Source organism: Singulisphaera sp. GP187 (assembly GCF_900129635.1).
Lineage (GTDB): Bacteria > Planctomycetota > Planctomycetia > Isosphaerales > Isosphaeraceae > Singulisphaera.
Map to the genome: position 1 here is coordinate 5903583 of NZ_FSRB01000001.1, position 22690 is coordinate 5926272.

The 22690-nt window shown below is 63.3% G+C and carries 19 protein-coding genes; 7 read left to right on the forward strand and 12 right to left on the reverse strand.

What is annotated here, in order from left to right:
• The first annotated feature begins 359 nt into the window (after positions 1-359).
• Positions 360-1874, forward strand: coding sequence for a tetratricopeptide repeat protein (locus BUS42_RS23150; protein WP_254053679.1), 1515 nt, complete (start codon positions 360-362; stop codon positions 1872-1874).
• 96 nt (positions 1875-1970) lie between these two features.
• Complete coding sequence (gene ybaK, locus BUS42_RS23155) at positions 1971-2450, forward strand: Cys-tRNA(Pro) deacylase (RefSeq protein WP_074310076.1); 480 nt, start codon at positions 1971-1973, stop codon at positions 2448-2450.
• Between the two features lie 137 nt (positions 2451-2587).
• Here the strand turns inward: ybaK and BUS42_RS45295 are convergent, their stop codons facing one another.
• On the reverse strand, positions 2588-3676 hold the full coding sequence (locus tag BUS42_RS45295; RefSeq protein ID WP_254053680.1) for a DUF1559 domain-containing protein: 1089 nt from the start codon (positions 3674-3676) through the stop codon (positions 2588-2590).
• Positions 3658-5094 carry a hypothetical protein gene (locus tag BUS42_RS45300; RefSeq protein WP_254053681.1) on the reverse strand — a complete coding sequence of 479 codons (1437 nt, stop codon included), beginning with the start codon at positions 5092-5094 and terminating at the stop codon, positions 3658-3660. Before BUS42_RS45300 ends, BUS42_RS45295 begins: the two co-directional genes overlap by 19 nt.
• A gap of 488 nt (positions 5095-5582) precedes the next feature.
• Here BUS42_RS45300 and BUS42_RS23165 point away from each other — a divergent pair, with 488 nt between their 5' ends.
• The 3 genes from BUS42_RS23165 to BUS42_RS23175 all read left to right on the forward strand — a co-directional run bounded on the left by BUS42_RS23165 (position 5583) and on the right by BUS42_RS23175 (position 7968).
• Positions 5583-5741 carry a DUF3309 family protein gene (locus BUS42_RS23165; protein ID WP_074310078.1) on the forward strand — a complete coding sequence of 53 codons (159 nt, stop codon included), beginning with the start codon at positions 5583-5585 and terminating at the stop codon, positions 5739-5741.
• A 69-nt stretch (positions 5742-5810) separates the two neighbouring features.
• Positions 5811-7097: a glycosyltransferase gene (locus tag BUS42_RS23170; RefSeq protein ID WP_074310080.1), complete on the forward strand. Its 1287-nt coding sequence runs from the start codon at positions 5811-5813 to the stop codon at positions 7095-7097.
• 172 nt (positions 7098-7269) lie between these two features.
• Entirely contained in the window at positions 7270-7968 is a 699-nt protein-coding gene (locus BUS42_RS23175; protein WP_083670448.1) for a PAS domain-containing protein, read from the forward strand.
• A 240-nt stretch (positions 7969-8208) separates the two neighbouring features.
• Here BUS42_RS23175 and BUS42_RS23180 read toward each other — a convergent pair whose 3' ends face one another.
• The 5 genes from BUS42_RS23180 to BUS42_RS23200 all read right to left on the reverse strand — a co-directional run bounded on the left by BUS42_RS23180 (position 8209) and on the right by BUS42_RS23200 (position 15037).
• A complete protein-coding gene (locus BUS42_RS23180; protein WP_074310082.1) occupies positions 8209-8547 on the reverse strand; it encodes a hypothetical protein in 339 nt (112 codons plus the stop codon).
• 788 nt (positions 8548-9335) lie between these two features.
• On the reverse strand, positions 9336-9644 hold the full coding sequence (locus BUS42_RS23185) for a hypothetical protein (protein WP_074310084.1): 309 nt from the start codon (positions 9642-9644) through the stop codon (positions 9336-9338).
• Between the two features lie 825 nt (positions 9645-10469).
• Positions 10470-11198 carry a Crp/Fnr family transcriptional regulator gene (locus tag BUS42_RS23190; RefSeq protein ID WP_074310086.1) on the reverse strand — a complete coding sequence of 243 codons (729 nt, stop codon included), beginning with the start codon at positions 11196-11198 and terminating at the stop codon, positions 10470-10472.
• A gap of 314 nt (positions 11199-11512) precedes the next feature.
• Entirely contained in the window at positions 11513-12934 is a 1422-nt protein-coding gene (locus BUS42_RS23195; protein WP_074310088.1) for a hypothetical protein, read from the reverse strand.
• Positions 12935-13081: 147 nt separating this feature from the next.
• The gene (locus BUS42_RS23200) at positions 13082-15037 is read right to left on the reverse strand and encodes a S8 family serine peptidase (protein WP_074310090.1); all 1956 of its coding nucleotides are present in this window, start codon (positions 15035-15037) and stop codon (positions 13082-13084) included.
• Between the two features lie 332 nt (positions 15038-15369).
• Between BUS42_RS23200 and BUS42_RS23205 the strand changes: the two genes are divergently transcribed.
• Positions 15370-15912, forward strand: coding sequence for a DUF2721 domain-containing protein (locus BUS42_RS23205; RefSeq protein WP_074310092.1), 543 nt, complete (start codon positions 15370-15372; stop codon positions 15910-15912).
• A gap of 41 nt (positions 15913-15953) precedes the next feature.
• Here BUS42_RS23205 and nikR read toward each other — a convergent pair whose 3' ends face one another.
• Positions 15954-16421, reverse strand: coding sequence for a nickel-responsive transcriptional regulator NikR (nikR, locus tag BUS42_RS23210; protein ID WP_074310094.1), 468 nt, complete (start codon positions 16419-16421; stop codon positions 15954-15956).
• Between the two features lie 63 nt (positions 16422-16484).
• Positions 16485-17648 carry a Gfo/Idh/MocA family protein gene (locus BUS42_RS23215; RefSeq protein WP_074310096.1) on the reverse strand — a complete coding sequence of 388 codons (1164 nt, stop codon included), beginning with the start codon at positions 17646-17648 and terminating at the stop codon, positions 16485-16487.
• Positions 17649-17965: 317 nt separating this feature from the next.
• Here BUS42_RS23215 and BUS42_RS23220 point away from each other — a divergent pair, with 317 nt between their 5' ends.
• Complete coding sequence (locus BUS42_RS23220; RefSeq protein ID WP_074310098.1) at positions 17966-19300, forward strand: sulfatase family protein; 1335 nt, start codon at positions 17966-17968, stop codon at positions 19298-19300.
• Positions 19301-19474: 174 nt separating this feature from the next.
• Here the strand turns inward: BUS42_RS23220 and BUS42_RS23225 are convergent, their stop codons facing one another.
• From BUS42_RS23225 to BUS42_RS23235, 3 genes are all read right to left on the reverse strand, one after another.
• The gene (locus BUS42_RS23225; RefSeq protein ID WP_074310100.1) at positions 19475-20008 is read right to left on the reverse strand and encodes a hypothetical protein; all 534 of its coding nucleotides are present in this window, start codon (positions 20006-20008) and stop codon (positions 19475-19477) included.
• A 285-nt stretch (positions 20009-20293) separates the two neighbouring features.
• Complete coding sequence (locus tag BUS42_RS23230) at positions 20294-21292, reverse strand: hypothetical protein (RefSeq protein WP_074310102.1); 999 nt, start codon at positions 21290-21292, stop codon at positions 20294-20296.
• Between the two features lie 484 nt (positions 21293-21776).
• On the reverse strand, positions 21777-22430 hold the full coding sequence (locus BUS42_RS23235) for a hypothetical protein (protein WP_074310104.1): 654 nt from the start codon (positions 22428-22430) through the stop codon (positions 21777-21779).
• Positions 22431-22690: the final 260 nt, after the last annotated feature.

The following is a 22690-nucleotide window of genomic DNA, read 5'->3' on the forward strand; positions in this document are numbered from 1 at the left end:
GTCAATGCAACTCTCGGACCCCGCCACGTGATTCTCCTCGTGGGTCACGGCTTTTCTTGGTTTTCTGTGAGACTGCCGCGGCCATGCCGATGCGGCTGGGTGTCATGGGGTGTCCTCAACCCGTGAGGCGGTACGGAGTAACGGTTGTTAAAATTAAGATGTCAGGAATTATTGATAATTAAGGGGCGGCCGCTTCCGGGGGATGAGCCCGAGACGATTGCCACGTCGCGGTGTCGGGAGGGGGATTTCGACCGTGGCGCGTCCCGTCAAGTGATTCCGTGCTCCCACCCGCTTGCGAGGTGATGTTTCAGGGGCTATGTTCCGAAAGAAATGAGGTGCAACTTCGGGGCCTTGCTTCAATGGGTACGGTTGCGCCGCCACCGGGGAATGATATGGGGTTTTTCGATCGCTTCCTCAAGGCCAAGGCGTCGACCATCGGTGATCCCACCGCGTTGCGCGAGTGCCTGATCGTTGCGGCTTCGGCCGGGGACCGGAAGCGGCTGACGGCTCTCTCACGCGCAAACCGTGAATCGATCGCAGCCCACTTTCTCGACTGGCGCCAGGTGCCGGCGGCGATTCGCGACGATCCCACGCAGACGCAGCGGTATCTGCACGGCCTGATCGCGATCGCGGAGATCTTTGACCACGACCTGGGTGACCCCACCCTCATTCAACTCTTGAGTGGCCCCGATGAGGAGAATCCGCTGGTCCGCTGGCGGCAAGGTCTGGATCAGGCAGGCGCTCAGTTGGAGGCGTTGGACTATCGCGCGGCCGCCACCACACTCAATGATTTACTGATCGAGGCTCGCTCGCTTCGGGGCTCGGGGGCCGATCACTACCTGCCGATCACCTACGGCCAACTGGGAGATTGCTACTTTCAGTCCGGTGCCGTCGAAAAAGCGATCTCCCCGTTGCGACACGCCCTGGAACTCTGCGATCAGTCGGGGGACACCGAGGGGGTCATCGCCTATCTGGGGAACCTGCACGAGGTCTACCGCTATCTCGGCCGCGCTCCTGAGGCGGCCGACTTCGCGGAGCGGCTGGCTGTGGCGCTCAAGGGGGTGGGCCGGATCGACGCGGCGGACACCTATCACCAGCGTGCCCTCCGGGTGCGGGCTGGGGAACCGCTCAACCGGGTCGTGGTCGAGGTCGCGGGCCGGCGCTACGAGGTGGCCGAAGCTCCTCCGATGGTGGAAGGAAAGGTCCAGTTCATCCACGAGCGGAACCGGATCTCGCTTCGTCCCGCGACCGTCCTGGGCGAGCGAGGAAGTGTCATGGCCGCCTCGGGGGATCACGAACCTGCCTTGGAACTGTTTCGCGACGCTGCACGCGCGGATCGCTTCGACCCCCAGCCGCGATACCTCGAGGGGCTGACCCTTCTCCTGCTGGAGCGGCATCACCAGGCGGTCGAGGCGTACGAGGCGACCGAGGAACTGGCGCCGGGTTGGTTCCACTGCCGGTCGAACCTCTGGCTGGCGCGGCAACTTGCACTCGGGGAGCTGGAATACGAGGCGTTCCTCGCCCTCTTCACCCTTGTGGACGGTCCGGGGACGCCGAAGGAGAAATATCCCCTGGCGCGGCGTGCGGTCGCCGAATGGAGCGGTTTCGCCCCACTCTACATCGAGCTCGGCCAGTCCGCCGAGGCATTCGGCTATCAACAAGAGGCGGAAGCGGCCTATCGCGAGGGCCTGAGCCACGCCGAGGAACCGGACGTCAGAACCCGGCTCCTCGTGAAACTTGGTGTGATCACCCGATCCGAGGCCGAGCGGGACCGTCTGCTCCGGGAGGCCGAGGTGCTGGAGGGAAACCTGGTCTCCGCGGCCATGGCGACGGTCATCCGGAAACGAACGCCGGACGGCCGGTCCGGGCGATAGAATGAAGGGGAGTAAGCAAACCGCAGTCCTCATCGCCAAACGGCGCGGTGGATTGCGGCCGATCGTCGATCAGGGCAAGAGGTTATCGTCGTGGGCATGGTCAAGACCAACGCGGTCCGGCTCCTCGAGCGCCAGGGCATTGGTTTCGAGTTGCGGGAGTACGAGTTCGATCCCGAGGACCTGGCCGCCGAGACGGTGGCCCGCAAGGTCGGCCTGCCGCCCGAGCAGGTCTTCAAGACGCTGGTGGCCCGGGGAGACAAACACGGCGTCTGTCTGGCAGTGGTGCCTGGCGACGCCCAGCTCGACCTCAAGGCCCTGGCGAAGGCGACCGGTGACAAGAAAGTCGAAACCGTGCCGCTCAAGGAGGTCGAGCCCCTGACCGGCTATATCCGCGGCGGTGTGACCGCCCTGGCCTGCAAGAAGAACTATCCCGTTTTCGTGGACGAGACGGCCCAGCTCTTCGACCTGATCTCGATCTCGGCGGGAATCCGAGGGCTTCAAATTGTGCTCGCCCCCGACGATTACATTCGCTTCGTGGGAGCCACGGTCGCGCCGATCGCCAAGGATAAAATTTGAGAATTGTAGACTTGCGAGAGTTAATTAGATGAGAAAATGAGTGGGTTTCGGTGAGGCGTCAAACGGGAAACCCCCCAGGAGCTTCACCATCCGGATCGGGAGGAACCGCTCCCGATCCGGAATCCAATTGGCGCGGCTCAGTAATCGCCCTGGACAAGCTCGCCGCCGTCGCGGGTCAGCAACGCCTTGAAGACGTCCGCGGCGATTGAGACCTTGAGGAACCGAACCGCTCCATCAAGGAATAAAGCGTTGAACCCTCCCGGGTGTTTTGAGCCGGCCAGGGTCAGGGCCGCCGCTCCATCGCCGTTGAACGGCAGGTCTTCGGGTTGGGTCCAGATGACCGGTTCCTTGGCCTCGACGATGCCGACGCTGTTTGACAGGCCGTCGCTGATGTCGGCGATCTTCGTCCCCTCGGGCAGGTCGAATGCCGCTCCCTTGCCGGTGAAGAGACGATAAATCGTCGTGCCCGGTTCGATGTCGAGTTGGCTGGGACATGCGTAAGTTGTGGGCATTCGTTTGATCAGGGTCTTGTTGTGGGGACTGTCCCAAGGCTCGTCGAGGTGGAACGCGTTGTAGAGGTCCTGCTGTTCGAGGTAGGGCAGGATGGCCACGCGCCAGCTCAGGAGCGGCTTGCCGGCCTTGTCCAAGATGGCCGGTGGCGGGAAGGTGTCTCGGGTGGAAAGATAATTGTGGAAGGCGAGCCCGAGCTGCTTCTCATTGTTGACGCATTGGGCGCGGCGGGCGGCCTCGCGGGCGGATTGCACGGCCGGCAAGAGCAAGGCGACCAGGATCGGCGTCTCCATCCCGGCATTGATTTGCGGCACCGGGAGTGGGAACGCCGAGTACGCCGTCATTCGGATCGCGGTCTCGTTCGCCGCGAGTGTGAATTTCGACGGGAACAGATGCGGGCGGATGGCCTCGACGTCGGGCAGGGTGTCGGGGTCGAACTCGAGCCGGAACGGTGCTTTCGCCGCAGGCATGCCGGGGCCTCGCGATTGCGCGGCCGTGATTCCAACGAATTGGACGAGTGAGGGGATGTTGACGAGAAGCTCGGGGAGGCTCGCGGATGGGTCGGACTTGGCGACGAGCAGCGCGTTCCGGTCCTCATTTGGTTTGGCTCCCGGCTCATCCAGCACCAGCGTGGGTAAGACGCGCCGAGCGACGGCGGGTGATCCTGCCAGGGCGAGTCGACCGCGCTTGAGGTCGATCAGGATGGTCGGGCGCAATCCGGCCGGGGTGGGCAGGACCGAGGGGGGACCGTGAGCACGTATCCCCGTTCGGGCGGCTTGAGGCGGCGGAACTCGGCGAACGCGGTTCCCGGCTTTGCCGGCCGACCGGGCTGGGGCGGGACCATGGCACCGGCCGCCTTGAGCTCGTTGTTGGCGGCCTCGATCAGCCGGCTGAGCGTGGCCTCGAAGCCGTTTGGATCCTTCAATTCGACCACGACTCCGAGATCCGGGGGATTGAACCACAACGCGATGACGTTGCTCAACCCGGCCGAATCCGGCGTGAGTACGCCCATCCTCGGACCGAGCTTGTTCAGGAGGTCCTTGCGCAGGCTCAGCCCCGTCCGCTCTTGAAAACTCTGGGCGAACCGGCCGAGTGTCTCCGCGGTTTTCGGGTCATTTTGGTTCAAGATCGCCAGCAAGACGTCGGCGACCTTGCTCGGATCGATCGACAGCAGCGTGGAGTCGACCACCCCCTTCGGGGGGGCGAATCGAGTCCCGGCGCCGAGGGACGGTTGGTCGAACAACGCCAGGACGCCGCGCCGGGGCCGGGGCGCCTGGACGCCGAGTGTGGTCACGATGGCCTGCTTCTGGATTCCCCAGCACGCTTCCACGCGCTTGATGCCGTCGAGCCCGGCTCGGACCGCGTCCGGGGGCAACGGCGGCAGACCTGCGAGGTCGACGAAGAGCAGGCCGACGGGGACGACATCGGGCTCGGCTTTCGAGAGGGCGGTGAAGGCCGGGTGCTTCAGGGCACTGGGAGTTTTGCCGTCGAGGGTCTCGGCGACCGGGTCGGCCGCCGCTCCGGGGGGGACGAAGGAGAAGACGACGTCGTGGCCCTCCAGCCACCAGCGGATGGGGGCACCCACGATCGTCCAGACCTTACGCCCGCCCGGCTGTTCGACCCGCTTCGCGGCGCCTTCCATTCGTTGCATGATCCGCTTGATCACGTCGCTTTGATCGGCGTTGCGAACGACCAAGACCCCGGCCTTGGGCTGGGGCGGGTTGAGGGAGCCGCAGTAGCCGATGGCAAACCCTTGGGAGGCCATGTGAGTGAGCAACCCGACGACCTCCTTGCCCGAGACCGGTGCGCCGGGAGCGGACTGGAGCCCGCGATCGACGACCTGGGCCGCAATGTCTTCAAGCATGGCCCCGAGCGTGGTGTCGTTGAGGATCTTGAAGGCGGCCGTTCCCTTCCAGGCACCTGGCTGGGCCTCAAGCCCTTCGTGGTCGATCAGGACGATCAAGCCGTCACCGGGAACATAGCGGGCCAACGATTGGCTCTTCGGTGGGGGCGAGTTCGGTTTCGTGGCTTGCGCCTGGACCTGGGACGTGGCCGTGATTAGGCCGACGATCGAGGCCGCCAGCACGAACGCGCGACAGGTTCGTTGGATCGGCCGGGTAGGCGGAGAGTTCACGCGGGAATCCTTCCGACTCAGGGTGTGTTGATTTTGGGGATGTGACGTGCGGGGCATCGTACCGGCACCGATCGTCGCGAGCAACGCCTTATCGAGGCGACGGGAAGTTAGAGACTTCTCGCCGATCTCCATCATGCCGATGGCCGGCCGTAAGTCATTTTGATCTTGAAAGATCGGGCTTGTGACTTGGTGGATGTAGCGAAATCGCATGAAATTGCGGTGGAGCTCAGCGAGACGTGTCAAATCCTCACTTTTTCAGTCATAGAACGTGGCCTATCCCACGTTTGTCGCGCTGCGCTGGGAGCGAGCCGCCGCCGCCCTTCCCGATTCAGGACCTGCGGGCCGAGCTGCCCCCACGCCACCATCGCGTGACGGAGGATTGACTGCGGAAGTGTCAAAAATCAACGATATAAGAAGCGATCGGGGCCGCCGATCGCTTGCACTGCGGTGGTTATTACTGAGCGATCTAAGATCGCAAGAGGTGTCCAATGAGTATTGGTTTGATTTTGCTGGTCATTTTGATCCTGCTTCTCGTGGGCGCCCTTCCCAATTGGGGGCACAGTCGGAATTGGGGCTATGCCCCGAGCGGGGGCTTGGGGTTGTTGCTGCTCATTCTCCTGATCCTCGTGCTCCTGGGACGCATCTGACGGTGTTGGTGTCGGACGCCGGGCCAAGGGTCACCTGAGGTCTTTCTACGCGGAGCGTCGGGTGGGACGATGCGAGTCACGATTCCAACGACAGGTTCCCTCGGCGACGTGCAGCCTTATGTGGCTCTTGGCGTCGGCCTGAGAACGCGTGGCCATGAGGTGTGCCTGGCCACGCACGCGGACTTCGAGAGGTTCGTCCGCTGCCACGGCCTTGAATTCTTCTCGTTGGAAGAGGGCGGCCGGGCCCTCCAGGCGAGTGACACGGGTGACCGCATGTTACATTCCGGTAGCAATGCCCTTGCCTTCTTGTGCGAGTTCGCACGCCTGCGCCGGCCGCTGCTACACCATCTGCTGCACCGCTGCTGGCTCGCCTGCCGCGGCGCCGACGTGATCCTGTCCACGAACACCGAGTTTCTCCTCGCCGAGTCGGTCGCGGATCGGGAGCATCTGCCGGTGGTCTGGACCTCACTGCAACCCGTCGCGCCGAGCCGTTTTCGACCAATCTGCCTGTTCCGGCCCTGGCCGCACGGAGTCCCCGGCTCGAGTGCGTACAACCTCGCGACGTACGCGATGACGGGCCTGGGCATGTCGCTCCTGCTCGGACCGGCCCTCAACCGGGCACGACGCGATGTGCTGGATCTGCCGCCGGTCCCCTTCTACGGGCCGGTCGCGGCCTTCCTGGCCCCACGCCTGTGTCTGGACGGCTACAGTCGCCACGTGGTGCCGCCCCCATCCGACTGGGGCGTAAACCACCACGTTTCCGGATTCTGGTTCCTCGCCCCCGATCCTCGCTGGCAACCGCCCTCGGGCCTGATCGATTTCCTCGACTCCGGGGCGACGCCGATCTGTGTCGGCTTCGGCAGCATGCACGACCGCGATGCCGCCCGGGTGACGAACATCGTTCTACGGGCGCTGGACCAGTGCGGTCAGCGTGGCGTCCTGGTAACGAACTGGGGGGGACTCCTGGCCGCGCCGGTTTCGGACCGCATCTTCTCGGTCGAATCCGCGCCGTACTCGTGGCTTTTCCCTCGCGTGCAGGCGGTCGTCCACCACGGCGGAGCCGGCACCACCGCCGCAGTCCTGCGAGCCGGCGTGCCGTCGCTCGTGGTGCCCTTCATGGCTGACCAGCCGTTTTGGGGACGATGTGTGCACGCTCTCGGGGTCGGTCCGAAGCCGATCCCGCACCACAGGCTCAGCGTCGAGAATCTCGCCGAGAGCCTCCGGCGCATGATCGCCGACGAAGCCATGCGCCGCCGGGCCGTCGAACTTGGGGGACGTATCCGCGCCGAGGATGGGGTCGGCCGGGCGGTCGAACTGCTGGAGCAGCATCTCCAGAGCGGGACGCTCTCGTCCTAAGCCGTTGGTCGCGATTTTTCTTTGATTTTCTGAGGGGCGACCGTCGCGATTCAAAGGCCGCTGGGTGCCACCACACGGGTTGGACTCAACCCGTGAGCCGCTTCAAGCTCTCCGTACGCACGGATCGATCTCCGACGGCATAAATTTGTCGGCATGAGTTGGAAAAGGCTCCATGGTCCCGAATTCAGAATGGGATCGACACGCGGACGACACGGTCTTCGGCCAGCGTGATTGGCTCCTAATCACGCTCGCTTCCATCGGCGATGGTGTCATCACCGCCGACCGAGACGGCTGCGTGAACTACCTCAATCCCGTCGCCGAGAAACTCACCGGCTGGACACTCGGCGAGGCAGCCGGCGTGGAGGTCGAGCAGGTCTTTCGCATCATCAACGAGATGACGAAGGAGCCCGTCACGCAGCCGGTCAGGAACGTCATCGAGCGTGGGCTGACCGTCGGACTGGGGAACCATACCTTGCTCATTGCCCGAGCCGGCAGTGAGCGGCCCATCGACGATAGTGCGGCGGCGATCAAGGATGATCGCGGCAACGTCGTCGGCGTGGTGCTCATCTTTCGGGACATCACCGGACGACGCCAGGCCGAATTGGCGATCCAGTCGGCCAAGGATTGCCTTGATTGCGTCCGGCTGTCGCTTCTCCCCGGTGCTGAGAACTTGCGTGGACCTGGGGATGGCATGGGGCGCCGTCGCCTGCGACGTCCGGATCGCTCGTGTTGGATCGAACCGCGGGTTGCTTCCCGTTGTCGGTGGCATTCTCGATCAAAGGTCGTCGTGCCGTTGGTGTGGATGTGGCCTCTGAATCGTGACGCGCCTGGCCAGTCCACCAACCGGCCACCTTGCCGACCGCTCGCTTAAACGGGACCTCGCCTCGCCAGCCTCGCCTTGACCCCGTCAACTCAGATCGGGTTGGGTCTTACCCATCGCGACCCGATCCGAACCCTCTCGTCTGATTTGCCGACGAACCCCGCATCCCCAAGTTTGCCATGGATTATGGAACGATGGAGGGGTGGCTTTTCTATGGCGATTCCACCATGGGAATCGCACCAATGATTTTTTGCGTGGCCATGATCTGGTGTCAGGCGAGCGAATCCGACGTCAAATTGGGTCGGTCTTAGGTAAGCGGTGTCCCATTTTCTCTAAGACTTCGAGAACTTCAGCCCAAGTGGGGTACAAGCAACCGCTCGCCTGCTTGTATTCCTGGATGGCCTTCATGAACTCGAGTTCGGCCGACGAATGCTTGCGGTGGCCGGTTGTCGGATTCAGATTCTGGCTGCGAACGCTCTCAACAGGGGCCTGACTCGCACGATAAGCCTGTTCGCAATCGTTGTCATTCTCCCAGGTCGCAGGAATGATCGGCTCTGGGACCTTGAGAGAGCCCATCGTCGACTTGAGATTGGTGCGGCCAGCCAGGGTGGCCATGAATCGCTTGGACATTGGAGATCCTTCTTTCGGGCGACTGTCGCAAGAGAGGCGGTGTTGCCAAGGGCTCCGTCCCTATCCGTTATTTCCCCATTTGACCATCTTGGGCCTGCATGCCGAATTTCATGCCAAAGCGAATTGGTATTCAGGCGTGCCAAGAATGAGGAACACAATTCATATTCTAATCAAAATGGTTCACGTAAGTTAAGTCAAAAAATAAATATCTCGTGAGTTAATGGTGATTTTTTACGTTTTCCGTTTGAGCATGGCTCCCACCCAGCCCAATCCCGGGATATATTCCACCGTGTAGGGACGAGCATCCAAGGGGAGCTGCTGCCACTCGTGATCAGTCCAGACACGGACTTCACATACTGTCTCGCTGACGATGCAGTTTTCGATGACCGGAGAGGACGTCGGAAAACGAGGAGAAGGGGCATTCTTGTAGATTCTTCGCATGCTATTCTCAGGAGTGATTGCGTGTAGTGGTTATGCGTTTAGTGGGTCGCTATGTCACGGACGACTTGCTCGCTCCGAGCAGCGTGAGCGAATGGTCGCCGAGCGGGCCGTTCAGGACGACAGCAGGTGAGGCTTGGTGAAAAGTACCTGCTGCTAGCCAAAAGCTGAGCCCAATGGGCGGACCGTCAGGCCCACGTGGCTGTGAACCACGCCCTGAGGGCAGCAAGGTCAATGGCCCCACGAAGGGGGCTGCCAAGCCAAGGACGTTCGGCGACGCAGTACCAACTCATGGCGCGGGGTTGGTGCCAAGCCGATTTCGTGTGGCAACGAATACTCACCCGCCGGAGTCACTCCAAGGCGAGGGAATGAACTTCACCAGCCTTGATCAACCCCTTGAAGACCTCGGCGAGCTTATCGAAGAGTTTGGAACTCTCCGAGGAGCCGAATCGGGCGATCATTTTGGCTTCAATGGGGCGAAGGAGGGAATCGACGAGTTCCCGTTCGCTCAAGCCCCCATCGAGGACGAGATGTGCGGTGGCTTGCAGCTCGGCGGTCATCACGCGCATCACCTGTGGCGTCTTCCCGCTGTTCACGTAGAAGAACATACCTGAGAGGAAGCTGGCGACAGTCTCTTGGATCTGGCGTTCGGTAGCCATAATTGACCTCCCGTACTGGTGCGCCTCTTCGAACACCAGCGGGTGGCTTGAGGAGTGGCTGGCGTTCCAGGTCAGCCCTTCCCCAATATTCCTGTCCTGCTTATTAGGCTAATTTCAGATTAGCCGACTCAATTGTATTGTGCAAATAATTTTTTTATTTTTATGCTAGCAAACACCGTACGCATAAATAACAGATGCCCGGTGGCGCCGTGGTTTCCGTCGTATGACTTCGCGTGGTTCACCCCGCCCTGGATCAGACCGGGGGCCCAGGCATTACAAATTCGCGGAGATCCTCTCTGTCATCAAGTTTTTGTAATTCTGATGTGAAGGCAAGGCAAGTCCAAATGGCCGGACTCCGAGAATCTCCCGATTGATAGTCGGCCCCACAAAGCCAGTGCCGCCGTCCAGCATCTCTGTTCCGCAGATCGCTGCGACGGCGGCACGGCATCACACCGGGCAGGCCGATGCGTGTCAAAATGGTCCGGGGTTTCCTGTCGTTTCTGAAGCTCTTTGATCCGCTCGGAGATTCGAGTGAAGGTCCGACGATGACAGACCCGCAGATTGCTCAGAAGCTTACGGATCGCCATCGAGCAGTCGGTTCGCCCTGCCTCCCGGCCGATGATTGGACGAGGACGCTCTTGGATCTGCTCCGTTCACGCCCATTCGGTGTCGCGAGGGGCTTCGACTCGCCAGGTCATGGCTTCTCAGGGTATCGAATGCGCCAGAATAGTTTGTACGGAATCAGACAAAGTGGGAAATTTAGGAAAACTGTCTAGAATCCGCATGAACCGAAGGCACTTGGCCCGGACTGCACTTCTTCCCTCATCAAATGAGCAGGCGATCGAAGTCATCCCGGATGGTCCGGTAGCACTCGCACGAAACCTCTTCGAGACGCTCTCGGTCGAGCACGGTCACACGGCCATGCCGGTAGGAAATGAGTCCGGCATTTTGGAGAGCCCCGGCGACGAGGGTGACACTCGGCCGGTGAACTCCAAGCATCACGGCAAGGAATTCCTGGGTGAGAGGGAACTCGTCGGTACCGGCCCGGTCCCAACTCATCAGGATCCATCGGGCACAGCGCTCCTCGATCGAATGCAGGCAGTTACATGCACACAGGATGGAGGTTGTGTTGACGACGACTCTGGTATATCGATAAACGATCTCTTGCAGTCTCCCGGCTCGCCGGACTTCAGTGGCGAAGGCCAACGCCGGCACCCGGAGAACCTCGGCCGGGATCTGGCAAATCACGTGAGTCAAACAGGTGTCGGCTCCAAGGTAGGCGGTGAGGCCGACCATGCCCATATTGCCCACAAGGCTCACTTCGGCGGCCCTCCCGTCGAGCATGATCAGGATCCTCGAAAGGACCCCGCTCCTGGCGAAATAAACGTGTTCGAGAGGCCCTCCTGCCCGATGCAAAATATCCCGGAGCTTGAGCGATTTCAACTCAGCCTGATCGAGGATCCGCGCGTACTCATCCGGCGGAAGGGCCGCCAAGAGGCGGTTCTCGCCCGATGCGGGCAAGTCATGACGCAGCGTCGAAGTGGAGGGAGACATAAAAATGATTGCTTGCGGATAGCGGTCCGGCTAAAGCGGACGCTAAGCGTGAGACGCAAATGGGCATCTGTGGCGGGTAGCGCTAATCGAGTGTAACCGGATGCAGGCGAGAAAATCAGGCTTACGCTCGAGCAGGACACCCACCTCGCCGGGAGTGTCATTTTGCTAACGTAATGTGTTTAGGTCTGCATGCGAATTTAGTTTTGCGGTGTGACTCGCCGGGTCGAATCGGGTTGGTAATGAGCTGGAATGTCCAAGGATCATGGTGAATGTTGTGATTGCAAAGGTGTGTCAATTCGGCAGGGATCGACTTCTCAGAGGTCCCAGACCCTGGCGCCGTTGAGGAAGCAGGAGATGAGGCCGTCTTCGCTGACCTTGAGGACGGGGCCGAACCGGCTGGCGACGATGGCGGCGGTGGTACGTGCCCCTTCGGCGGTGATTGGCGATGGGAGATGGGCGGCGTCGTGGCGGAGGATCGCTCCGAAGGCGATCAGGCCGCCGTTGCGGTCGGTCACCACGGCGCCGTCGAGGCCGGCCAGGGCTTCGAGGACCGACGGGGCGAGCGCGGTCACGTTGCGTCCCCGCGCGAGGTAGTGCAACGCCCGCTTGGCGAGCGGATCACCGGGAGTCAGTTCGGGGGGCGGTCCGCACGGGACTTCCGAATCGGGCTCGAGCAGGTCGTGAGGCGCGATCAAGTGGCCGACGGCGGCCCCGGGATCGGTGGCGACGACGAAGAGGCCGCCTTGGCGAGACTCGGCCAGGTCGAGTGCCGTCTGGAAGAGCGCACGCGCCAGTTGGGGATGGGCGGTCGCGGCTTCCCAGACGGCGAACTTGGCGGCTGGGTCGAGGATTCGCCACCGGCCGTGGGCAAAGACAAACGCCTGCAAACCGCCGGCGAACAGCTTGATCTCCTGGTTCGGGCTGAGAACCAGGCAGACGTGCCCGGAGACGCGGGTCGCCCGTGCGTGCGCCGTGTAGGCGCGGGCACACGGGGTCTCGTTCGTTCCGGCTCCCGGGGTCGCGGCCGCCCAGCGCTCGACGTCGATGATGTCGGCGAGCTTCCCCTCCTGATCGACCAGGAACAAGGTCCGCTTACCGTCGCAGAGTCGATGGATACTCTTCAGGCTGGTCAGCTCGACCCCGTAGAAGAGGGCGTCGGCGGAAGTTGGAGAAAGCGGGTGATCGCGGTCATTGCCGGGACCCAGGAGTAGGGCGCCCGTGGAGACCCGGCGGTTCTCGTAGGTGGAGAGGGCCGCGGTGCGTAAGGTCAGGATTGTGGATGCGATCCGGCTGGGGCGGGCGGTGGTCACGGCGTAGGCGGAGGGGTCGATGAAGGCGGCCACGTAGTGGTCTTCCGAACCGCCGCGGAACAGTTCGAGACGCGACGTGTGCGCGATCTGGAACAGGTGGTGGTAGCGGAGGGTGAGCACCGCTCCCAGGGCGCGGATCATCTGCTGATCGTGGAGCGTGAATCGAATGTTGTGGCGAAGAATGAGCCGATGACGGGTGCCGAAGAGCACGATATCGAGCGACTCGCCGCCGTTTTCGGGGTCGGCGATCAGTTGGAAGTCGGGGCCGGCTCGGAAGTCGTAGACCCCCGGATCGTTCGGCAGGTGCTCGAATTGGAACTGAGGGTAGAAGCTGAGCAGGTCGCGGCGGAAGACGTCAAGGAACAACTCGACCACGGCCAATGCCTCACGCAGGCTTGAGGTCATGGGGCGCGTCGTGATGGTCATGGCTCCTCCTTGAGCGTGACTCTTCCCCATCCATCGGGAGACTACGGATCATACCCACCGGCCGGCGATCGGGAAAGGGCGATGGAGCGGGAGCGGGAGCGGGAGCCGTCGGCCTCGATTCGAGGACACGAGGAGACGGCTCGGGGCTCAGGTGTTGCCGAGGAATCCGGCCCAGTACTGGACGCCCGGATCGGCCTGGAGTTGGGCCAGGGATTGGCTCCAGCCGAGTTGCTCCTGATACCAGCGCGCGACCTTGGTGCGCTTGGCCTCGACCGAGCTCAGGACCATTTGAACCAGGTTGACGCGGGACATGCCCCCCTGGAGTTGGCCGACGAAGTACTGGAAACTCTCGGGGTCGGTCGACCGGCCGAGCAAGGATTGATAGAGCGCGGTGACGAACCCTTCGTTCGTTCCCCCGCTGGCCACCAGGTAGTCGCTCGTCGAGAGGATTCGGGCAAGCACCGCGTTATCGGTCTGACCGGCGGCGAGCAGGCTGCCCCAGAAGACGACTCCGGGATCGAGCTTGAGCTGGGCCAAGGGCGCGTTCCAGCCCAGGACGTCCTGATACCAGTGCGCGACTTTGACCTGGAGCGCTTCGGGGGTCCGCTCGAAGGTCTCGATGACCTGAATCCGCGTCTGGCCCGAGTTGAGTCGCCCGACCCAGCTCGCGAGCCCCGCGGGCTCGGGGTCGCGTCCCAGGAGCGTTCGGTAGAGGCCGGTGACGAAGCCGGCGTTGGTGCCGCCCTGGCCGTTGTAGAAGTCGTTGGTTCCGAGGATCTTGGCGAGCACGTCGTAGTCGCTCGTTCCGTTGGGGACGAGCGTGACCGAGGTCGGAATTCCGTCGCTCACGACGGCGGTCGACGTGACGTTGGCGGCGAAGTTGACCGCGTTGTAGGCGTCGACGATTCCGCCGGTGACCGTCTTGCCGGCCACGCCGGGGAGTGGCTTGGTCGTGGACAGGATCCGCTGAACGACCTGTTCCGCGTTGAATTCGGGATGGAGACTGAGCACCAAGGAGGCGACTCCGGCGACGTACGGGGTGGCCATCGAGGTTCCCGAGTAGGTGGCGAAGCCCCCCGGGATCAGGCTCAAGATGTTGACGCCGGGCGCGACCAGGTCGACGGTCTGGGCACCGTAGTCGGAGAAACTCGCGAGGTTTCCCTGCGAGTCGACCGCGCCGACGGTGATCTCGTTGTTGAGGTTGTAGCTCCCCGGATAAGAGGCGGAGAGATCGTTGTTCGCCGCGTCATTGCCCGCGGCCGTCACGAAGACGACCCCGTGGGCTCCCGCGTAGGCGATCGCGTCGCGGAGGGCCTGCGAGTAGTCGCCCCCGCCCCAGCTCGCATTGATCACTCGGGCCCCGTGGTTCACAGCGAAGTAGATGCCATTGACTGCGGCGTCGGTGGTGCCGTCGCCCTTGCTGTCGAGGACTTTCACGGGCATGATCAACGAGTACCAGTCCACTCCGGTGACGCCATACCCGTTGTTGCCCGCCGCCCCCAGGATGCCCGCGACGTGGGTGCCGTGGCCGTTGTTATCTTGGACGTTGTTGTTGTTATTGACGAAGTTCCAGCCGTTGACGGCGTTGCGAAACCCGTCGGCCCCGGAGAGGTCGCCGGGGTTGACCCAGATCCGATTCGTCAGATCGACATTTTTGAGGTCGATGCCCGTGTCGAGCACCGCCACGACCGTTGTGTAGCGGCCTTGGGTGATGCCCCAGGCCTCGGGGGCATCGATATCGACGTTGTTGGCGTTGTTCAGACCCCAGAGCTGATTGTACGAGGGGTCGTTGGGAGTGAGCGTCGCCGCGGCATGGATCGAGGCGTTGGGCTCGGCGTAGCTGACCAGAGGGCTGGCTCGGAACCACTGGAGCAGGCGGCTGCTGTCGCTCCCCGGCCGCACCGAGATCAACATCGGCCCCGAGGGATATTGCTCGACAACCGACGCGCCCACGGTGGCCAGGGCCGTCTGGATCGTCCCCCCCGACAGATTCGGCTTGAACCGGACGAACAAGTCGTCGGTTGTACTGCCGTTCAATAACGTGCGAGGCTCGAGGACCTCGAATCGGAGCGTTGCCGCTGCGCGTCCGGCTCTACGTGCCATGGGTGTCTCGTCACGGTGCGGAATCAAAGGGAAGCCACTTGGGCTTCCGGCGCGAATTTAGGAAGGCGAGGAGGTCCTCTCAGGCGCGTTGAGAGAGTCGGGCTCGCCTTCAGTAAGTTTCTAAGTGTACCCGACGTTTTGGGGCCGGCCAATCCATGCAATCGTATTGTTTTGTTAAGGCGCGATTCCCCTCCTCTTCCATACCATTCTTTCGTACGGAAAAGTTTCTCGCGACTGCAATTGACGTTCCAAGGGCGGGGCGACGATGATCCAGGGCTAGGGAGGCCTGCCAACGGCTCTCGACTTGCCCCGAGGAAGAAGAAGGTCTGCCCATGCCAATCGGTCTGTCTGGCGATCTCGACGTCTACGCGACGCTCTCGGCCATGATTACGCCGGCCATATTCCTGACAGCCAATGGTTCGTTGATCATCTCGACCTCGAACCGGATGTCGCGGATCGTCGATCGGATCCGGGTGCTCAATGACCTGGGGGACCGAATCGGCCGGCGGGGCGCGGACTTCGACTATCCGAGGGAGCGGTTGGCGAACGTGGAGGCCGAGCTCGACCGCTTGGTCTGGCGAAGCTACCGGATTCGGTATGCCCTGGTGGCCCTCTACCTCGCCTTCGGCGCCTTCGTGGGGACGAGCCTGACCTTGGCGCTCGACGTCTGGACGGGCAAACACAGCCTGATCTTCCTGCCGACGCTCCTGGCGGTCCTCGGCGTTTTCATGATGCTCGCCGCCTGCGTCAACCTGGTGCGCGAGGGCCTGGAGGCCCTGCGCGGCAACCGCAAGGAACTCTGGTTTTTTCGCGAGCTGCAAGCGCGGCGGAAAGCCGACGAGATGGGGGAGCGCCCGACTTCGCTCCCTTTGTAAAAGGAGGGTCGACCCACCCTCCAAGAGTCGGCCGGGGGCGCTCAGTGGTGGTGGTCTCCGTGGTCATGGTCATGACCATGCGGGTGCGCGTGGGGGATAGGCCCGGCCGCGGTCAGGACGAGGCGGCCGGACTCGACCCCTTTGGTGCCGATGAGGCTGTCCGCCAACTCGCGGATCAGCTTGGCCGACCCGCGGAGGAGGATCACCTCGAGGCAGCGGTGGGCGTCGAGGTGGACGTGGGTCGTGGTGACCACGCGCTCGAGGTGCAAGTGCTGGATCTCGGTGAGCCGCTCCGAGATCCGGCCGGCGTGATGGTCGTAGATCAGGGTGACGACGCCCATCGCGTCGCTCTCGTCGACGGTGATCACGTCCTCGATCAGCGCCGCGCGCATCAGACCGCGAACCGCCTCACTCCGGTTCGGGTACTGATGCGTTTCGCGGTACTGGTCGAATTTTTGAAGCAACTCGCCACCGATGGCGACGCTGAACCGCACCAAGGGGTCTTTCACTGTGGCTCACTTCCTCATTTTCAAGAGGCGGATCCGCTGGATTCGTCGTGGGACGTCTTTTTTTTAGCCGAACTTGGGCATCTCGATCCAGGCACCGTCCTCGTGGGAGCTGGCGACGGCCCCTTCCACGAACGCCATTCCCGCGACGCCGTCGAGGATTCCCGGATGGTCGTAGGGGGTGGGCACTTTCTCCCCTCGGCGCCCGCGGATGGTCCACTCGAGGGTCCGGTGGAGGTTGCCGAGCGCTTCGTGGAACCCTTCGGGGTGGCCGGAGGGGAGCCGCAGGTAGGGCTTGATCGAACCGGGGAAATAGTCGTAATCGGCCCCCTGGCGATAGAGCCGGAGCGGCTGGCCGCCGGAGTAATGCTTGAGCACGGTGTGATCGGTGATCGACCACTCGAGGGTGCCGGTCGTGCCGCTGATCCGGAACCCGTTGTCGTTCTGGGCCCCGATGGTGATCTGCGAGGCCGCGATGGTGGCGATCCCGCCGTTGTCGAGCTCGGCCAGGACGGTGAAATCGTCGTCGAGGGCGCGGCCCGGCACGAAGGCCTTGAGGCGGCCGCGAATCCGAGTCGCCTGCCGGCCGGCGACGAACCGAACGAATTCATAGGCGTGCGTGCCGATGTCGCCGCCGCACCCCGATGCGCCCGCCTTGCTGGGATCGACCCGCCAGGCCGCCTGCTTCTGGCCGTCGGACTCGAGCTTGGTGGCGAGCCAGCCTTGGGGATACCAGGCCTCGACCTTGCGGACTTCGCCGATCGCGTTGTCGCGGATCAACTCGCGGGCGAGCATGACCATGGGGAAGCCGGTGTAGGTGTAGGCGACGACAAACGGAGTCTTGTGCGCGGCGACGGTCGCGTGCAGGCGGCGGGCCTCGTCGAGCGTGGTCGTCAGCGGCTTCTCGCAGAGCACGGCGATCCCGGCGGCCGCGGCGGCGTCGGCCGGTCCGAAGTGCGCGTCGTTGGGGGTGACGATGGTCAGGTAGTCGATTCGCTCCGACTCGGGCAGTGCGGCCTCGGTTTTGACCAAGCTCTGCCAGTCGGGATAGCCGCGGGTGAAGAACAGGTCGCGAGCCGCCTCAAGCGACTCCTCGGGCTTGCTCCGCAGGGCCCCTGCCGTGAGCTCGGCCGAGTTGTCTATGAGGATCGCGCGGCGGTGAGGTCCGCCGAAGAAGTTGGCTGGCCCCCCGCCGCCGACCATGCCTACCCGCAACTTCCGCTGGCTCATCGTGTCGTTCCCCTACCCTAAGAGTCATACCCTTGGTTCGGACGGTCCGTCGGCCCCGGGCGCGTTGGTTCGTGCCGCAACGGGGTGAGCCGTCGCTCACCCATTTTTTCGGGTTCCGGCCGCGGATCGGAACGGGTCGAGGGGTACTCGTACCCGCTCCGTTTCCTTCTGGTTTCAGGGAATCCGCGAGCCGCACCCATGAGCCGAGGTCCGGAAAGCGCCACTATAGCCCGCGAGAACCCACTTTTGTAGAGTGAGGTCGCCTCCTCCGAAGGACCGATTGGCAAACACACCGCTTCCAGAGCGAGAACCGCGCCATGACCTATCGCCTCCGGGTGCTCTTGGCCCTGATCGTCACCAGCATCGGCGCCCCGGCGTTCGCGGCCGAAGAAGGGACGAAACGGCCCAACGTCTTGTTGCTGCTGGCCGACGACCTCGGCTGGGGCGACGTCGGGTTCAACGGGCGCACCGAGTGGGCGACCCCTCACCTCGATCGACTGGCGACGCGTGGGACGACTTTCAAGCGGTTCTACACGGCCGCTGTCGTCTGTGCCCCGAGCCGAGCGGCCCTGATGACCGGCAAGTACACGATCCACAACGGGGTTTCGCGCAACAATGACGATCTGCCCGCCCGCGAGGTGACCCTGGCCGAAGCGTTCAAGACGCAAGGCTATGACACGGCCCTGTTCGGCAAGTGGCACCACGGCCAGCCGAGGGATGGCGGCAAGACCTACGTCCACCCGATGGACCAGGGTTTCGACGAGTTCTTCGGCTTCACCGATGCCAAACACGCCTGGGAGAAGTATCCCGAAACGCTCTGGCATGGCCGAGAGCTCAAGCCGGTCTCAGGTTATTCTGATGACATGTTCGCCGACCACGCCATCGACTTCCTCAAGCGGCACAAGGAGAAGGCGACGCCGTTCTTCCTCTACGTTCCCTTCATCAATACCCACTTCAATATCGAGGCCCCGGCCGAGGAAGTGGCGCTTCACAAAGGAAAGTTCACCGAGGCGGACCCCTCGAAACCGATCCGGGCGACCTATGCGGCGATGGTCACCCAACTCGACAAGAACGTTGGCCGGATCATAACCGCGCTGGAAGGCCTGGGGTTGGCTGGTGATACGCTGGTGGTGTTCGTGAGCGACCACGGCGCGACCTTCGAGTCGGGCAACCTGGGCGCGAGCGACTACCACGACAGCAACCGGCCGTTCCGAGGTCAGAAGCGAACGCTCTGGGAGGGGGGGATTCGTGTCCCTGGGATCGCCTGCTGGCCGGGCCACGTGCCCGCCGGGGTTGTCTCCAATGAGGTGGTTCATATGACCGACCTCTTTCCGACGCTTCTCGCCGCCACGGGTGCCCACCCGGAACCGGCCTGGCAGGTCGACGGCGCCGACCTCTGGTCGACCTGGACCGGCAAAGCGAAGTCTCCCGAACGGACCCTGTTCTGGGAGTGGCGGGTCGAGGGAGCGAACCAGCTCGCCGCGATGCGAGGCGCCATGAAGCTGGTGATCACCAGCGCCGGCCGCCCCGAACTGTTCAACGTCGAGACCGATCCCGCCGAGCGTCGCAACGCGATCGCCGAGTACCCTGAGCTCGCTCGCCAACTTCAGAATGAATTGAAGACGTGGCTAGCGACCGAGACCAAAGATTGACAGGCGATTATGTCTTGTAGGGTGGACTCGGCCCACCATACAAGACAGTTTTTTCACACATGTTGTTGCTGTTGCGGGCCGACATCTTCGGACGTCGGGCCTTTAAAGCGAGTCGAGTGAGCTTGCGCTCTCCGTTCGCCTCAATCGAGGTCGGGCCCACTCATTCACTCCGCCTCAACCGCCGCGTGCCTGGTTGAAGTACCAGGGGTAGGGATAGGGGCCGGGGCCGGGCGCGATCGGATCGAGGTCGTAGATCGGCACGTATGATCCTTGGTCGTAATACATGCCGATCGGCTTGAAGGGCTTGGCAAAGCTCTGGATGATGCGGAGCGATGGGTGCCAAGGCTTGCAGTCGCAGTTGATCGTGCTCTTGCCGGGGCTGCCGTAGAAGTAGGGGTAGATGCTTGCCGTGCAGTTCGCCTTCAGGGGATGGCCGTAGAGTCCCCCCTCTTTGATGCTATTCGGGCGATGGCCGTGGGGGCGGTCGCCCCAGCGGGTGTGATACCAGGTATCGCGGCGCGGGTCGGCCGGTAAGGTTGATTCGATCCGATCGAACCGCGAGATCAGACCACTCCGCTCTACGAGATCGGGGATGATCGGCTGAGGGACCTGCCCGAACGCTGGCAGGCCAGGCAGGACCATGACCGCGCCCAGGACCGCCAGGGCCGAGAGCCCCATCCGGCCAAGTCGTGGAGAACCAACGCGCATCGCCACCCCTCCTCATCAAAAGATTCGTACTGATCGCCTCCGTGCATCGCATCCGGCGGGTTTCTTCTATGTCGGCCGATTGTTGGAACCCCTGGAGCGATTCGAATCACCTTCGCTCGCCCTGAGGGCCCCCTAATTCGTAAAGCCGGAATAATCGGCTGAAGCCCTACCGGGGGCGGGTCGATCTGACCTCGAATGCGAGCGCAAACCGAAACGACGCAGGCCCGGCAGTTCATGCCGGGCCTGCGTCGGATCTTGGGGTGAGTCACCCGATCGGAACCCAAATCAGGGGACGTTCTCGTTGAACGGAGGGAAGGCGAAGAAGTCGCGAGGGGAACGGGTCGTCACGATGTAGGGCACGTAGCCGGGGGTGAGGGGAACCGGTCCCCCAGGCCCCACGAACCATTTGATGTCACCCTTGTGAAGCGCCTTGCCGACGAGGGCTTTGGGGAGGCCGAGCACGCCATGGGAGGCTTGGAGCAACCCATGGCCGCCGAGGCAGGATCCGCAGCCCTTACCACCACAAGCGTCACATCCACCTTTACCAAAGAGACCCCGTCCGCCGCAGGCTCCGCACCCTCCGCCGTGGCAGCTATCGCAGAGATTCCCGGACGAGAATCCACCGGCCCCACCTTGGCAGATCCCGCAGCCATTGCCGCTGCACTGGTCGCAGCCACTACCGCGGCGATGGAAGTGGCGAAGCTTGAGCTTGCACCCGGAATCGCCGCACTGAGACGAGGGGTAAGCAGACTGGGCCGAGACGAGCGGAGCCTGGCTCGACGGGGCTACGATCGTGGCACCGGTCGAGACCGGTCCACCGCAATCGTCGCATCCGAAGAACTTTCCACCGTGGCCGTGGCCCTTCTTGAACAGGCCGAGACCGCGACAGCCGCCCGCGGAGTCGCCGCAGCCGCCGTCCCCGCAGCCACCGTCATGTTGGAAAAGGCCATGCTTGTGGCCTCCGCAATCGCCGCCGAGCCCGCAGCCGTTGCCGTGGCCGCCGAGCCCGCAACCACTCCCGAGACCGCAGCCACTGCCGTGGCCGCCAAGGCCCCCGTGCAGCAGTCCGCCCACTTTGGCCAGGCCGCCGTGGCCCCCCTTGGCGTAGTGGCCATAGGGGACAGGAGGAGCGAAGTAAGGTCCACCCGTGTTGATGTCGACGGCGTCGACTTCACGAGGGATCGTATGGAATCCATCGGCTTGGACCGAACGGCCCTGACCGATCGTGAACGTTGCCGCCAGGGCAAACGTCAGCGCCACTCCTCGCCATTTTCCGAAACGCATGGTCACTCCCTTTTGTATCGTATCGGTGTATCCCTCCTGGAGTTCCGGAAGCAAGCGATCGACAGTCTCCCACGCAATCCTTCGCGTGGAGCATGCCGGCGACCAGGGCCGGTCCTTACGTCCTCCGTCCCTTTTGGAGAAAGGACGTCGTTCGCGGTCCAGTTTGGCCATGGGTAGTGGATCGGTTCGACCGACCCCGATTCTGGAGTGAAACCTGACGGCGCGCGCCGGACCGGCCCATCGTCGGGGGACGTTGGGCCGGTCCGGGGGGTAGCAGCGATGATTCTCGGCTCAGTTCCGCCGAAAACAGAGGCGGGGTCCGCGGAAGTCTCGGAGGCGAAAAAACGGGAAGTGGTCGATGGATTCGAGGATCCGTCCTCGGGTCGGGCCGATCGTGCGAATTAGCCCGTGTTCCTTAAGATTCGGCTCCGAGGGTCTTCGGCGGACTTCAGGAAATCGAGTTCGCGCTCCCGTTGGCAGGGGCTTACTTGCCGTAGACCTTCGACGCGGGCAGGTCGGTGACCCGCTGGGTCTCCGGCTGGTCGTAACGGATCGAAGCGTGATCTTGGCCTCGCAGCCGCTGCTTCCTCTCGCGATACTCGCTACCGATCTCGGAGAGGCCGAAGAGGTGCGAGAGAACCCGGGGCCGGTTGGACCCCGCCGGACGGACCGGGTCGGGGGCGGGCATGGTGCTCGCCTGCATCACCGAGCGATCGGTCCCGGCCGAACGGCCCGGAGCCTGCGAGGGGCGGCCCTGGACGACGCCAATCGGCGACGGGTCGGCACTCGGAACCTGACCGCCGACTACCGCATAGCCCGGCGCCGAATCGCCGCCAACGACGGCATAACCCGCGGCCGAATCCGAGACGACCATGCCCTGCCCTGCCTGACAGGCGGTGCAGACGCCTCCCTCGGTCGTCACTCCCCCAGCAGGCAACGACGGGGGCGGAGGAATGTTGATTCCTTGGGCTTGCAACTTGGCCCGCTGGCATTCGGCGCAAAGCTTCTGCTTGCCGAACAGTCCTCGACGGTGATTGTGCGGATTGCCGGCCGAAGCGGGCGGATCGGCCCAGACGGCGACCGGAGTGGCCAGGGCCAGGCCAAGTAGGGCCAGGCCGGTGCGCGTGAGGAGGGTCATGGGAACTCCTTTCCCGAAAGCGAACCGAGTCCCCTCGGGAACGTCGGCATACAAGACGGCGAGGGGGTCGCGTCACCAATCCTCGGACACAACCCTCCCGATCCCTATTCCATGATCGACCTGATATGCCTGCCGTCTTGCGGAAAACCCCTCGAATCGGCGCAATGCCGTCAGGCGGAGCATCGGGTCTCGGGACCGATCACCCGGTTGGGGTCACCCCAAGACGAGGTTTTCTCGACCAAGCCCAAAGTGCCGAGAGG

Bases quoted from the DNA above. Each gene is read 5' to 3' on its own strand.
- BUS42_RS23225 (WP_074310100.1), bottom strand. From the start codon at position 20,008: ATGCGCGTTGGTTCTCCACGACTTGGCCGGATGGGGCTCTCGGCCCTG.
- BUS42_RS23200 (WP_074310090.1), bottom strand. From the start codon at position 15,037: ATGGCACGTAGAGCCGGACGCGCAGCGGCAACGCTCCGATTCGAGGTC.
- BUS42_RS23230 (WP_074310102.1), bottom strand. From the start codon at position 21,292: ATGCGTTTCGGAAAATGGCGAGGAGTGGCGCTGACGTTTGCCCTGGCG.
- BUS42_RS23195 (WP_074310088.1), bottom strand. From the start codon at position 12,934: ATGACCATCACGACGCGCCCCATGACCTCAAGCCTGCGTGAGGCATTG.
- BUS42_RS23165 (WP_074310078.1), top strand. From the start codon at position 5,583: ATGAGTATTGGTTTGATTTTGCTGGTCATTTTGATCCTGCTTCTCGTG.
- ybaK (WP_074310076.1), top strand. From the start codon at position 1,971: ATGGTCAAGACCAACGCGGTCCGGCTCCTCGAGCGCCAGGGCATTGGT.
- BUS42_RS23190 (WP_074310086.1), bottom strand. From the start codon at position 11,198: ATGTCTCCCTCCACTTCGACGCTGCGTCATGACTTGCCCGCATCGGGC.
- BUS42_RS23170 (WP_074310080.1), top strand. From the start codon at position 5,811: ATGCGAGTCACGATTCCAACGACAGGTTCCCTCGGCGACGTGCAGCCT.
- BUS42_RS23205 (WP_074310092.1), top strand. From the start codon at position 15,370: ATGCCAATCGGTCTGTCTGGCGATCTCGACGTCTACGCGACGCTCTCG.
- BUS42_RS23150 (WP_254053679.1), top strand. From the start codon at position 360: ATGGGTACGGTTGCGCCGCCACCGGGGAATGATATGGGGTTTTTCGAT.
- BUS42_RS23215 (WP_074310096.1), bottom strand. From the start codon at position 17,648: ATGAGCCAGCGGAAGTTGCGGGTAGGCATGGTCGGCGGCGGGGGGCCA.
- BUS42_RS23185 (WP_074310084.1), bottom strand. From the start codon at position 9,644: ATGGCTACCGAACGCCAGATCCAAGAGACTGTCGCCAGCTTCCTCTCA.
- BUS42_RS23180 (WP_074310082.1), bottom strand. From the start codon at position 8,547: ATGTCCAAGCGATTCATGGCCACCCTGGCTGGCCGCACCAATCTCAAG.
- BUS42_RS23220 (WP_074310098.1), top strand. From the start codon at position 17,966: ATGACCTATCGCCTCCGGGTGCTCTTGGCCCTGATCGTCACCAGCATC.
- BUS42_RS23175 (WP_083670448.1), top strand. From the start codon at position 7,270: ATGGTCCCGAATTCAGAATGGGATCGACACGCGGACGACACGGTCTTC.
- BUS42_RS23235 (WP_074310104.1), bottom strand. From the start codon at position 22,430: ATGACCCTCCTCACGCGCACCGGCCTGGCCCTACTTGGCCTGGCCCTG.